Source organism: Blattabacterium cuenoti (genome assembly GCF_014252415.1).
In the GTDB taxonomy this organism is placed as follows: domain Bacteria; phylum Bacteroidota; class Bacteroidia; order Flavobacteriales; family Blattabacteriaceae; genus Blattabacterium; species Blattabacterium cuenoti_Y.
Genome location: NZ_CP059223.1, coordinates 544,463 through 557,623, shown reverse-complemented (window position 1 = coordinate 557,623; position 13,161 = coordinate 544,463). Strand labels below are relative to the sequence as shown.

At 21.0% G+C, this 13,161-nt stretch carries 11 protein-coding genes and 1 tRNA gene; 5 read left to right on the top strand and 7 right to left on the bottom strand.

The genetic code is table 11. The features are described from left to right. The first annotated feature begins 5 nt into the window (after window positions 1-5). Window positions 6-1,442 (top strand): glycine--tRNA ligase, encoded by a 1,437-nt coding sequence (locus H0H33_RS02730; RefSeq protein WP_185877871.1) that lies wholly within the window; start codon window positions 6-8, stop codon window positions 1,440-1,442. Here the strand turns inward: H0H33_RS02730 and H0H33_RS02725 are convergent, their stop codons facing one another. Next, window positions 1,443-3,548, bottom strand: a complete 2,106-nt coding sequence (locus H0H33_RS02725; protein WP_185877870.1) for a phenylalanine--tRNA ligase beta subunit-related protein — start codon at window positions 3,546-3,548, stop codon at window positions 1,443-1,445. 35 nt (window positions 3,549-3,583) lie between these two features. Continuing rightward, window positions 3,584-3,658 (bottom strand) — tRNA-Met (locus H0H33_RS02720). Window positions 3,659-3,730: 72 nt separating this feature from the next. Here H0H33_RS02720 and pdxH point away from each other — a divergent pair. Beyond that, on the top strand, window positions 3,731-4,384 hold the full coding sequence (gene pdxH / locus H0H33_RS02715; RefSeq protein ID WP_185877869.1) for a pyridoxamine 5'-phosphate oxidase: 654 nt from the start codon (window positions 3,731-3,733) through the stop codon (window positions 4,382-4,384). A 60-nt stretch (window positions 4,385-4,444) separates the two neighbouring features. On the opposite strand, the gene H0H33_RS02710 is transcribed toward pdxH, so the two are convergent. Together H0H33_RS02710 and fmt are read right to left on the bottom strand one after the other, a co-directional pair. Further along, window positions 4,445-4,711 carry an HU family DNA-binding protein gene (locus H0H33_RS02710; RefSeq protein WP_185877868.1) on the bottom strand — a complete coding sequence of 89 codons (267 nt, stop codon included), beginning with the start codon at window positions 4,709-4,711 and terminating at the stop codon, window positions 4,445-4,447. 82 nt (window positions 4,712-4,793) lie between these two features. Continuing rightward, window positions 4,794-5,801 carry a methionyl-tRNA formyltransferase gene (gene fmt / locus H0H33_RS02705; RefSeq protein ID WP_238785597.1) on the bottom strand — a complete coding sequence of 336 codons (1,008 nt, stop codon included), beginning with the start codon at window positions 5,799-5,801 and terminating at the stop codon, window positions 4,794-4,796. A 79-nt stretch (window positions 5,802-5,880) separates the two neighbouring features. Here fmt and H0H33_RS02700 point away from each other — a divergent pair, with 79 nt between their 5' ends. The 3 genes from H0H33_RS02700 to H0H33_RS02690 all read left to right on the top strand — a co-directional run bounded on the left by H0H33_RS02700 (window position 5,881) and on the right by H0H33_RS02690 (window position 10,059). After that, complete coding sequence (locus H0H33_RS02700; protein ID WP_185877867.1) at window positions 5,881-6,114, top strand: DUF2795 domain-containing protein; 234 nt, start codon at window positions 5,881-5,883, stop codon at window positions 6,112-6,114. 55 nt (window positions 6,115-6,169) lie between these two features. Then, the gene (gene secA, locus H0H33_RS02695; RefSeq protein WP_185877866.1) at window positions 6,170-9,421 is read left to right on the top strand and encodes a preprotein translocase subunit SecA; all 3,252 of its coding nucleotides are present in this window, start codon (window positions 6,170-6,172) and stop codon (window positions 9,419-9,421) included. A 170-nt stretch (window positions 9,422-9,591) separates the two neighbouring features. After that, on the top strand, window positions 9,592-10,059 hold the full coding sequence (locus H0H33_RS02690) for a SanA/YdcF family protein (protein ID WP_238785596.1): 468 nt from the start codon (window positions 9,592-9,594) through the stop codon (window positions 10,057-10,059). Here the strand turns inward: H0H33_RS02690 and menD are convergent. The 3 genes from menD to cmk are packed head-to-tail and all read right to left on the bottom strand — an operon-like array spanning window position 10,042 to window position 13,161. After that, window positions 10,042-11,733 carry a 2-succinyl-5-enolpyruvyl-6-hydroxy-3-cyclohexene-1-carboxylic-acid synthase gene (menD, locus tag H0H33_RS02685; RefSeq protein WP_185877865.1) on the bottom strand — a complete coding sequence of 564 codons (1,692 nt, stop codon included), beginning with the start codon at window positions 11,731-11,733 and terminating at the stop codon, window positions 10,042-10,044. The two genes, H0H33_RS02690 and menD, sit on opposite strands and share 18 nt — an antisense overlap. Beyond that, window positions 11,733-12,470, bottom strand: a complete 738-nt coding sequence (fabG, locus tag H0H33_RS02680; RefSeq protein ID WP_185878177.1) for a 3-oxoacyl-ACP reductase FabG — start codon at window positions 12,468-12,470, stop codon at window positions 11,733-11,735. Before fabG ends, menD begins: the two co-directional genes overlap by 1 nt. Further along, the gene (cmk, locus tag H0H33_RS02675) at window positions 12,421-13,161 is read right to left on the bottom strand and encodes a (d)CMP kinase (protein ID WP_185877864.1); all 741 of its coding nucleotides are present in this window, start codon (window positions 13,159-13,161) and stop codon (window positions 12,421-12,423) included. The genes fabG and cmk overlap by 50 nt, the downstream gene beginning before the upstream one ends.

Genomic DNA, 13,161 nt, shown 5'->3' with positions numbered 1-13,161 from the left:
TTTTTATGAATAATTTTATAAAATTTTTAGTATCTCATTCAAAATCTTATGGATTTATTTTTCCTTCTAGTGATATTTATGGAGGAATCAATGCTATTTATGATTATGGACAATATGGAATAGAACTAAAAAATAATATAAAGGAATTTTGGTGGAAGTCGATGACTTATCTTAATGATAATATAGTAGGAATAGATTCATCTATATTAACACATTCAGATATTTGGAAATCATCTGGACATATTGATGAATTTAAAGAACTATTAATTGATAATAAAAATTCTAAAAAAAGATATCGGGTTAATATATTAATCGAGAATTATATAAATAAAATTTTCTATAATAATCATAATAAAAAAAATAAAATTTTAATTCGTTTAAATAAATCTTTAAAAAAAAAAGATTTATCGGATATAATTAAATTAATAAATGAATTAGATATATATGATCCAATTAGTAAAAATAAAAAAGATAAATATTGGACCAATATGCATTTTTTTAATATGATGTTTGAAATAAAAAATTCTAAAAATTTATTTCTTCGTCCAGAAACTGCACAAGGTATATTCTGTAATTTTATTAATGTACAAAAATCTAGTAGAATGAAAATTCCATTTGGAATTGCTCAAATAGGAAAATCGTTTAGAAATGAAATTGTTGCAAGACAATTCTTATTTAGATTAAGAGAATTTGAACAGATGGAAATGCAATTTTTTATTTATCCTAAAGATGAAAAAAAATGGTATAAATATTGGATAAATAAGAGATTAAAATGGCATTTATTATTAAATTTAGGAAAAAATCAATATAGATTAATTAATCATAAAAATTTAGCTCATTATGCTACTTTAGGAGTGGATATAGAATTTAATTTCCCTTTTGGTTTTAGAGAATTAGAAGGAATTCATTCTAGAAGAGATTTTGATTTAAAACAGCATGAGTTATCCACTAATAAAAAATTTATAGTTAATGATGGAAAAAAAAATAAATATATTCCATATGTTATAGAAACCTCTTTAGGATTGGATCGTTTATTTATGGCTATATTAACATCTTCTTTAAAAGAAGAAAAACTAAAAAATGGAAAAAAACGTATTGTATTAAAAATTCCTCCTTATTTATCTCCAGTAAAAGCTGCTATATTACCATTAGTTAAAAAAGATGGATTATTGGAGATTACAAAAAAAATATTTAATAATGAAAAAGTAAATCATAAAATAATTTATGATTGTAAAGATTCAATAGGTAAATTATACCGAAAACAGGATGCAATAGGTACACCATTATGTTTTACCGTAGATTATGAGACTATAGAAAATAATACAGTTACTATGCGTTATAGAGATAATATGCTTCAAGAAAGAATTCATATAAAAGAAATTTCACAAAAAATAGAGTCAAAAACTGGGTTAAAAAATATTTTAGAAAAACTATTAAAATGATTAATTTTTATCTCTTTTTTCAATAGAAAAATATTTTTTTAAAAGAAATTCTATTTTTTCCATAGATTTATCTATAATTTTTTTTGTTAAAGTCATTTTATTGCTTTCAAAATAAAAACTTATAGTATAAGATTTTTTTGATATAGGAATATTACTTCCTTGGTAAGAATCATATATATATATATTTTTTATTATTTTATTTTTTTTGTTTTTAATAAAACTGTTCAATTCCTCAAATGAAACATTACTATTAATAATAAAAGAAAGATCTCTTTTTATAGTCGGATATTTTGATATAGGTTTATATGAAATTTTGTTATTTCTAATAATAGAAATAATATAATCCCAATTCCATTCAGCATAAAATATTTCATGATTATTAGCATATATATCTTTTACTTTTCCAAGTAAAACTAAAAATTTTTCTTTATATAAAATTGATAAACAGTTACATAAAAAAGGATTTTCTATATTTTTTTGTACATAATCTAAAACCCCTATTTTTTGAAAAATTTGTTCTATAATACCTTTTAAATAAAAAAAATCTAACATTTTAGATTTTTTTTCTATTTCTGATATAGAAATACTAAGTATTTTAGATTCTATAAAATTATTATTTTTTTTATAAAAAATTTTTCCTATTTCAAATAATTTTATTCCATTTTCTTTAATAAAAGATCTATTATAATTATAATTGTATAGAATACATTCTACTATGCTAAATAACATTGTAGAACGTATTATTTTACTGTTATGATTATCTATATTAGAATTAATTATACTTATTTTTTCTTTATTTAATTGATAATCATATAAAAATTCTATTTTATCGTAATTTCTAATAGTTGAAGTAATAATTTCTTGAAATCCATTATATATTAATTGTTCCGATATAGTTTTTTGTATTTCGTTTTCTTTTTTATATAAATAATTATTAGTTGTATAAATAGTATTATGATTTAATTTTTTTAGGTAATCTATACCATAGATTCGTAATATTTCTTCTATTAAATCAATTTCTCTTTTTATATCAGTTCTATATGTCGGAATAGAAACTAGTAAATAATTATTTTTTTCTTCATTTATATAAATATTAAGTAATAATAAAATTTTTTTTATATCATTTTTATTTATTTTTTCTCCAATGATATTTGATACTCTATCATAATATAGTTTTATAACTATAGATTTTAATACAATTGGATATATATCTATAATGTTAGATATATTGCAATTAATTTTGACAATATTTTTTATAAGAAAAAATAATCTACGTAATACATATATAGTTTGGTTAGGATCAATATTTTTTTCAAGTAAAAATTGAGATTTTGTTTTAATTAAATATTTTTTTCTAATTAAATAAATATAAGATGGATTTACACATATAATTCCTAAAAATATATTTTTAGTATTTTTATCAATATGTCCATTTTTTCCACTATTTATAACACCTCCTAAAGATAAAATATTTTTTTTATCAGAAATTATTAATTCATCCTTATCTATTTTTACTAAATTATAATTTTCAGTAAAAAAATTATTATTTGTATTTAAGCTTTTTATAAAAATTTTGTCTCCAATTATTTTATCTAGATCAAATAAATGTATAGGAATACCTAGTTCTGAAATTGTATAATTAATGATATCAATTATATTATTTACACTGTGAATACCTATAGATTTTAAATTTGAAATAAGCCAATTAGGGGATGAATTTTTTTTTATATTAAAAATAGATACTCCAGTATATCTTATAAAAAGATTGTTACTTAATAATTTTTTATCTAAAGATATAGAAATATCATTTTTAATTGATGTTGGACATAAAATTGTGTCTAATTTTAATTTCTTAATTAGAATATTATAATTATGAAATTTTAAAAATGCATAAATATCTTTTGCAATACCATAATGACTCATTATATCATGACGATTAGGCGTAAATTCTATATTTAGAATAATATCTTTATGATTATTTTTGTGATATATTTTTTCATAATTTTTTATTGTTAATCCTATACTTGATAATAAATTAATAAATGTTTTTTCATCAAGATTTATAGAATATAAGTATTTTTTTATCCAATTAAATGATATTTTCATTATGAAATAAATAATTTTTTACTATTATCTATAAATAGCGTGAGGGGGAATTGAACCCCCGACCTTTGGGTTATGAATCCAATGCTCTAACCAATCTGAGCTATCACGCCAATAGATTTTTTTTAAATTTAATAAATGAATATATAATATATTTATATAATTTATGATATATTTTTTAGTTTATGATTATTGATTTAAGTGGATTAAGAAAAAATTATTCTAATAATTATTTTTCATGTTCCGAAATACCAATGGATCCATTTCAATTATTTCATGATTGGTTTCAATATGAAAAATCTTTTTCTGAATCAGAAAATAAAGAGATTAATGCGATGTCTTTATCTACTATAGGAAAAGATGGTGCTCCAGAAACTAGAATTGTTTTATTAAAAGAATATTCTAATAAAGGATTTATTTTTTATACGAATTATTATAGTTCTAAAGGAATTTCAATTAAACTTTATCCTAAAGTTTGTTTATCATTTTTTTGGGAAAAAACATCTAGACAAATAATAATTAAAGGAATTACATCTAAAATAAAAAAAATAAAATCTGATATTTATTTTGAAAAAAGACCAATAAACAATAATTTAGGATCGTGGGCTTCAAGACAAAGTTCTATTATCCCATCTAGAAAATATTTATTAAATAAATATAAAAAATGGAAAAATTTTTTCAAAAAAAAAGATATATCTAGACCTTTTTATTGGGGTGGATATCTAGTCTACCCATATAAAATGGAATTTTGGCAAGGAAAGCCAAATAGATTACATGATAGACTTTCTTATGAATTGAAAAACAATAAAGAATGGATAATACATAGATTATCTCCATAAATAGAAATTTATTAAAGATAAAGTTTTTTTTATAAAAACTTTATCTTTAATTTTTTTTAATTATAACTTTGTAAGTTCTGCTCCTATTTTAAATTTAGCTACTTTTTTTCCAGGGATATATATTTTTTTTCCTGTTCTAGGGTTTACTCCATTTCTAGGATTTCTTTCCACTACAGAAAAGGTTCCAAATCCAACAAGAGTAACTTTATCTCCTCTTTTTAATGATTCAATTACTGTTTGAATAAATGCATCAGTAACACTTTTTGCTTTTATTTTTGTTATTCCAGTTTTTTCAGCTATTGAATTAACTAATTCTGTTTTATTCATAATTGTAAAATTATTTTAATTAACTATAAAACAAGATTATAATTAATAAAAACAAATATAACAAATAACTAATACCTAATTGTTATTTAACAAATAGATTTTTTTTTATTTTTATTCCATTAATAAAATTTTTTATTGCCATTTTTTTTTTTCCTTCTATTTGACATTCTAAAATTCTAATAAATCCTTCTTTTATAGAAATAAACATATTATTAGTATTAATAATTATCAACCCTATTAAATAATTATGTACACATTTTTTTTTTTCGGAAAGAAATATTTTAAATCTAAAAAAATTTTTTTTATTAAAATATAATAATGTCCATGCAGAAGGATAGGGACTTAATCCCCTTATTTTATTATAAATGGTGTCTATAGGTAGATTCCATTGGATTCTGCAATCTTTTGTAAATAATTTTGGGGCTTTTTTTATAGAAAAAGTATTTTTTTTTTTTAATGAATAATCTTTTTTTAAAATTTTATTTATACTAGATATAATAATAGATCCACTATTATTTTCTAATTTCTTTTGTAACTCTCCTGCTGTGTCATTATCTCCTATTTTTACTTCTTTTTGTAAAATTATTTTTCCACAATCTATTTTTTCTTCTATAAAAAAAACAGTTAATCCAGTTTTATTTTCTCCATTGAGAATAACCCAATTAATTGGGGCAGCTCCACGATACATCGGAAGTAAAGATGCATGTAAATTGATAGTTCCAAAACGGGGTAAACTCCATATTTTTTTTGGAATAAATTTAAAAGAAACTACTATATATATATCCGCATTCCAAATTTTTATTTGATTTATAAATATTGGATCTAATAGATTATTAGGTTGTAATAATGGAATTTTTTTTTCTAATGAATATTTTTTTATAGGATTAAATTTAATTATATTTTTTTTTTTATGATCTGGATTAGTAATTATTCCAATAATATTGTATTCTTTATCATATAATTCTTTTAAAGATGAAATAGAAAACTGATTAGATCCTATAAAAACAATCTTTGGGAATTTTTTCATATAATTTATTTGTAATTTAAATTCACTATTTTTATCTTGTGATTTTGTAAAAGAAAGACTCATTGATTTTTGAAAATCAAATATATAAATATATAAAAATTAAGAATATTACTTTTTTTGTTTTAAAAATATTATAATTATTATGTATTGGACTTTAGAATTAGCTTCTCATTTAGAAGATGCCCCTTGGCCAGCAACGAAGGAAGAATTGATAGATTTTGCAATTAGAACTGGAGCACCTTTAGAAGTAGTAGAAAATTTACAACAACTAGAAAATGGAGAAGAAGAAATCTTTGAATCAATTGAAGATATCTGGGCAGATTATCCTCGTGATGATGAAGATTTTTACTGGAATAGAGATGAGTATGAACTTTAAAAGTTATGGTTATAGTTAACAATGGATTAACACTAATTTTTTTCAAAAAATATTAATGAATTTTATCAAGAAATTTTTAAAAAAATTTTTTTTAAATAAAAACGAAAAAGATCTAAAAAAAATAAAAAAAATATTGGACAAAATAAAAGAAAAAAATAAAGAAATATGTTTATTATCTCATGATGAATTAAGAAATAAAACTTTTTATTTAAAAAATCTTATAAAAGATTCTCTAAAAGAATTTGATCAACAAAAAAAAATTTTGTTGGAAGAATCAAGAAAAAATTGTTCCATTTCTAATCTAGAAAAGATTTATTATTCTATAGAAAAAATTAGAGAAAAATCATATGAAACCGAACAAAAAATTTTATTAGAGATATTACCAGAATCGTTTGCTATTATTAAAGAAACAGCAAAACGTTTCAAAAAAAATAAAAAAATTATAGTTAGATCAACTTTTCTAGATAAAGAATTATCAAAGACAAAACCTTACGTATTTTTACATAAAAAAAATGCTATTTGGAATAATGAATGGAATGCTTATGGTAAAAATGTAATATGGGATATGGTGCATTATGATGTACAGCTAATGGGGGGTATTATTTTACATCAAGGAAAAATTGCGGAAATGGCTACAGGTGAAGGGAAAACTTTTGTTTCTACTTTATCTGCTTATCTTAATGCTTTATCTGGAAAAGGGGTCCATATTGTTACTGTAAATAATTATTTATCTAGAAGAGATACTGAATGGATGGCTCCTTTAATGGAATTTCATGGATTAAGAGTGGATTGTATTGATAATTATTCATCTAATAATATTGAAATGCGTAAAAAAGCATATAAAGCAGATATAACTTATGGAACTAATAATGAATTTGGATTTGATTATTTACGTGATAATATGGTAAATGATAAAAAAGATTTAGTTCAAAGAAAATTGAATTATGCTATAATAGATGAAATAGATTCTGTACTAATAGATGAAGCAAGAACACCATTAGTTATTTCGGGGCCTGTAGATCCTGAAAAAGACAATAAAAAAGAATTTGAGATTTTTAAAGATAAGGTAAAAGATCTTGTACATGAGCAAAATTTAATAGTAAATTTTTTTATTAAAGAATCTAAAAGATTAATAATAAATAAAAAAATTAAATTAGGTGGATTTAGATTACTTCAGGCATATAGAGGATTACCAAAAAAAAAATCTCTAATTAAATTTTTAAGTGAAAAAAATGTTCGTTCTTTTTTACAAAAGATAGAAAGTCAATATATACAAGATTATGGAAAAGAAATGTATAAAGTAGATTCAGAATTATATTTTGTAATTGATGAAAAAAATAATACGGTAGAATTAACAGATAAAGGAATAGAATTTTTATCAAGAAATGTAAAAGACCCCAGATTTTTTGTATTGTCTGATATTAATTCAGAATTATCTGATTTAGAAAATAAAAATTTGTCAAAAGAAGATGAGATAAAAGAAAAAGATTTTTTAATTAAAAATTTTTCTATTAAATCTCAAAGAATTCATATTATTAATCAACTACTTAGGGCTTATACATTATTTGAAAAAGATGTAGATTATGTTTTATTAGGAAATAAAGTTAAAATAGTTGATGAGCAAACAGGTAGAATCATGGAAGGAAGACGTTATTCCGATGGATTACATCAAGCTATAGAGGCAAAAGAAAATGTTTATGTAGAATCTTCTAGTCAAACTTTTGCAACTATAACATTACAAAATTATTTTAGAATGTATAATAAAATATCTGGGATGACAGGTACTGCAGAAACAGAATCAGGAGAATTTTGGCATATCTATAAATTAGATGTAGTGGTTATTCCTACTCATAAACCTATTAAAAGGAAAGATTTACAAGATCTTGTATTTAAAACAAAAAGAGAAAAATATAACTCTATAATAGAAAAAATTATTTTTCTTTCTAAAAAAAATAATAGGCCAGTTCTTGTGGGAACTACTTCAGTAGAAGTATCGGAATTTTTAAGTAGAACACTTAGTTTTAGAAAAATAAGACATAATGTTTTAAATGCAAAATTACATGAAAAAGAAGCAGAAATTATATCAAAAGCTGGTTTACCTGGTCATGTAACAATAGCTACTAATATGGCAGGTAGGGGTACTGATATTAAATTATCACAAAAAGTAATTAATAATGGTGGATTAGCTGTTTTAGGAACAGAAAGACATGATTCTAGAAGAGTTGATAATCAATTAAGAGGAAGATCTGGAAGACAAGGAGATCCAGGAAGTAGTCAATTTTACATTTCTTTAGAAGATGATTTAATTCGACTATTTTTTGATTCAGAAAAACTTTCTAAACTAATGGATAAATTTGGACATAAAGAAGGAGATATTATTCAACATTCTTTATTAACAAAATCTATTGAAAAAGCTCAAAAAAAAATAGAAGATAATAATTTTAGTATTAGAAAACGTTTGTTAGATTATGATGATGTAATTAATAAACAAAGAGAATTTATTTATGAAAAAAGAAAAAATGCATTATATGGAAATCAATTAGATTTAGATATATCTAATATGATATATATTTTATTGAAAATTATGATTTCCAAAAATAAATTTATAAAAAATTTTGATAATTTGAAATTAGATTTTTTTCAAGTATTTGGTATTAAATGTTTAATAAAAAAAAATGAATTTATTGTTAATAAAATTGATGATTATATTGAAAAAATTCATAATTCACTTATTGATTATTATAAAATTAGAAAAAATAATATAATTACAAATTATATTAATCCATATATATCTAATATTAAAATTAACAATGATATAGATGATTATGAGATACAAGTAATATTTACAAATGAAAATAAAAATATTTTATGTACGTCTAGCTTATGTGATTTTAATATTACTAAAGGTGAGTCTTTATTTTTAGATTTTGAAAAAAAATCTATATTATTTTTTGTAGATGATACATGGAGAGACCATTTAAAAGAAATGGATAACTTACGATTCTCAGTTCAGAATGCTGTTTTTGAACAAAAAGATCCACTTATTGTATATAAACAAAATGCATTTAATTTATTTCAAGAAAGAATTTATGATATTAATAAAAAAATACTTTATTTTTTATTTAGATCTAATATATTGATCGATAGTATATCATCTATATTTAAATATGATAGAAAAAAAAAATTTGGTAGAAATAATAAAATTAAAATTCGTAACGTTGTCACCGGAGAAAGAAAAAAAATTAAATTTAAACAATATGATTCTTTTTTTAAAGAAGGAAAATGGATTATAGAATGTGATGATTAATAAAAAAAAATTAATAAATAAAGTATGAATAATTTAATAAAAAAATTAACATATGTATTTTTTTTATTATAATTTCAATAATTATATTTTCTTATTATTTAATAAGTTTTGGGGCAAAAAATAAAAATTATAATTCTATTGAAAAAATTCCATATAATAGTTTTGGAGTAGTGTTAGGAACTTCTAAATTTTTACATGGAGGAGGAATTAATTATTATTTTAAGTATAGAATGGATGCAATTAAACTACTTTTATATAAAAAAAAAATAAAATATATTATTGTAAGTGGAGATAACAAAGAAAAAAACTATAATGAACCTAGAATGATGAAATTAGAATTAATAAAAAGAGGAATACCATCTAATATTATATATGAGGATTTATATGGAATCAATACTATAAACTCTATAATAAGAGTTTATAAAATTTTTCATCAAAAAAAATTTACAATTATATCTCAAAAATTTCATAATGAAAGAGCAATCTTCATTGGAAGATATCTAGGATTAGATGTTGTTTCATTTAATGCTAAAAATTTGAAAAATTATAGTAATAAAGTATATTTTAGAGAAATATGTTCTAGAATTAAATTATTTTTTAGAATTTTTAAATCATTTTTTTTATTTAGAACTATATAAAAATTTTTTAAAAATTTCTGCATTTTTACAATTTTTTGTATTTACTTCTAATAAAAATGGATGACTAGATTTTTTCCAAAAAAATGATAAAATATATTTTAGTCTATATAAATTGGATACTTTCTCATAATTCCACTTGTACATTTCACATAATTTATCTGCACATAAATCGTGTTTTGTTTCAAAAAAATTAAATACTTCTTTTTCAAATTTTTCATTCGAAATTATACTAAAAATATTTCCACATTTATTATTTATAAGTATTATTCTAAAATTTTTTGGGGTATAATTATTCCATAATGCATTGCTATCGTAAAAAAAACTTATATCTCCGATAATTAACGTTACAATTTTTTTACTAGCTAAAGAATGTCCTACTGCAGTTGATACACTCCCATCTATCCCTGATATCCCTCTATTACAATAAGAATCTATTCTTCTTTTGTTATTAAATAATTGATAATATCTTATGATCATACTATTTCCTAATTGTAAAACTGATTTTATAGGAATTTTTGAAAAAATAAAAAAAAGAGCTTTTAGATCTGAAAAATTCTTTTCTTTTTTAAGAAAAGAATTTTGTTTCTTCATTATTTTATTTATTAAAATTTTCCAATTTTTTTGATAATTAGAATTTATAAAATTTTTATTTTCTAAAATTATTTTAAAAAAATATTCAGGATTAATATTCCAATATGTATTTAATTTGAAATAAGTATCAGGATAATCCTTACAATTATCTCCGATATGCCAATGATATTTAGGGGGGGATTTTCTTAGTAAATTTTTTATTTTTTTAGATAAAACATTTGTTCCAATTGTTAATAAAATATTTGGTTTAAATGTTTTATTCCATTTATTTGAGTTTATTCCATAAATAATTTGATCTATATTAGAGAAAAATTTATCTCCATATATTTTTGATGTAGTTTCAGAAAAAATAATAATTGATCTATCTAAACTAATTTTCATTAATATTTTACTGATTTCAGTTTTATTAAAAAAATTGTTTAATCCTAATAATATCATTTTTTTTTTACATTTGTTCCATATTTTTTTTTCAACAAAAAATTGATTTTTTGTTTTAATATATGTTTCTGTATAAAAAGTTTTTATAGTATTAGTATGTACTTTTATTTTATTGGTTATACCATACAGTGGTTCAGAAAAAGGAATATTAATATGTACAGGCTTATTTGTTAAAATACATTGATTTATTGATTCATTAATTAATTTATTATTATACCATATTCCTTTTTTTGATTCATCTTCAGTTAATTGAACAAATTTTTCCACATATTTTTTAAATATATTTTCTTGATCCATTGATTGTCCATCATAAATTGTCCTAAATTCTTTTGGACGATCTGCTGTAATAATAATAATAGGAATATTTTGATAAAAAGATTCTATTACTGCAGGATAATAATTAACAACTGAAGACCCAGATGTACAATTAATTATAACTGGTTTTTTTAATTGTTGAGCCATTCCTAACGCAAAAAATCCAGCACAACGTTCATCTACAATACTGTAAGTTTTAAATAATTTATTTTTAGTAAAATGTATAATGATTGGGGCATTTCTTGATCCAGGTGATATAATTATATTAAAAATAGATTTCAATTTTAAAACTTCTCCTAATATTTGAACTATTTTCTTGTCTGAATACATTATATCATTCCTCCATTTACATTTATTACTGAACCGGTAATATAACTAGAAAGATTTGAAGCAAGAAATAATGCACAATTTGCTACTTCTTCTACAGTACCAGGTCTACCTAATGGTATATTTTTTATCCAATTACTTTTTATATCATTTTTTAAATGAGAATTCATTTTAGTATAAATATATCCAGGAGCAATTGCATTACAACGAATATTTTTTTTCCCAAATTCTTTAGCAATTGATTTTGTAAAACCAATAATACCTGCTTTGGATGCAGCATAATTAGATTGTCCAGAATTTCCTATAATACCTACTATGGAACTCATATTAATGATATTCCCACTTTTTCTTTTTATCATAGAATAATAAATTATATGTTTAGTAATATTAAAAATGGAATAAAGATTGGTTTTTATTACATCATTCCAATTATCGTCAGACATTCTTATTAAAAAAGAATCTTTTACAATTCCAGCGTTATTAATTAATATATCTATATATTCATATTTTTTTACAATAGTTTTAATAAATTCTTTTGATGAATTATTATTTGATAAATCTACTTTATATCCTATTGCTTTTCCTTGTAATTTTTTTTCTATATTTTTTGCATTTTTCATTGAAGAAAAAAATGTAAAAATTACCATAGCTCCATGTTTAACAAATTTTTTTATTATAGATTTACCTATATCACCTGATCCTCCTGTTACTATAATTATTTTTTTTTCCAATAGTTTCATAAATTTTTTCATTAATAATTTTAAAAATTAAATTCAATTGTTGATCAATAGATGAACTATTATCTATTTCTATATGATCCCAAGATTTTTTTAAAGGAGATATTTTTCTTTTAATATCCATTTCATCTCTATATGAAATATGATTTTTTATTTTTTCATAAGAAATTTTTTTTATTCCTTTTTTATAAAAATCTATATATCTTCTATAAGAACGAGTTTCTAAAGATCCATTAATAAAAAATTTTAATTCCGATTTAGGAAAAACACAATTTCCAATATCTCTTCCATCGACTACAATTCCTTTTTTTTTCCCCATGTTTTTTTGTATAGAAATTAATATCTCTCTTATCTCAGGTATTTTTGAAATCAATGGTACTTTTTTTGTAACTTCAATTGATCTAATTTCAGATCTAATATTTTCATTATTTAAAATAATAGCCATATTGTCATATTGATCATCCCAATAAAATTTCCATTTTAAATTTTTTACAAAGGGGATAAAATTTTTAATGTTCCACAAATCACTATTAAATACATTTTTTCTAATTGCTAATAATGTAACACATCTATAAATGGCTCCAGTATCTATATATTTATAATTTAATTTTCTTGATATTTTTTTTGATAAAGTACTTTTTCCGGATGAAGAAAATCCATCAATAGAAATAATAATTTTTTTATTATTTTTCAT

What these genes read in the sequence shown, in the direction of transcription:
- H0H33_RS02725 (WP_185877870.1), bottom strand. Translation starts at nt 3,548, where the DNA reads ATGAAAATATCATTTAATTGGATAAAAAAATACTTATATTCTATAAAT.
- pdxH (WP_185877869.1), top strand. Translation starts at nt 3,731, where the DNA reads ATGATTATTGATTTAAGTGGATTAAGAAAAAATTATTCTAATAATTAT.
- H0H33_RS02700 (WP_185877867.1), top strand. Translation starts at nt 5,881, where the DNA reads ATGTATTGGACTTTAGAATTAGCTTCTCATTTAGAAGATGCCCCTTGG.
- fabG (WP_185878177.1), bottom strand. Translation starts at nt 12,470, where the DNA reads ATGAAACTATTGGAAAAAAAAATAATTATAGTAACAGGAGGATCAGGT.
- cmk (WP_185877864.1), bottom strand. Translation starts at nt 13,161, where the DNA reads ATGAAAAATAATAAAAAAATTATTATTTCTATTGATGGATTTTCTTCA.
- secA (WP_185877866.1), top strand. Translation starts at nt 6,170, where the DNA reads ATGAATTTTATCAAGAAATTTTTAAAAAAATTTTTTTTAAATAAAAAC.
- fmt (WP_238785597.1), bottom strand. Translation starts at nt 5,801, where the DNA reads ATGAGTCTTTCTTTTACAAAATCACAAGATAAAAATAGTGAATTTAAA.
- H0H33_RS02710 (WP_185877868.1), bottom strand. Translation starts at nt 4,711, where the DNA reads ATGAATAAAACAGAATTAGTTAATTCAATAGCTGAAAAAACTGGAATA.
- H0H33_RS02730 (WP_185877871.1), top strand. Translation starts at nt 6, where the DNA reads ATGAATAATTTTATAAAATTTTTAGTATCTCATTCAAAATCTTATGGA.
- menD (WP_185877865.1), bottom strand. Translation starts at nt 11,733, where the DNA reads ATGTATTCAGACAAGAAAATAGTTCAAATATTAGGAGAAGTTTTAAAA.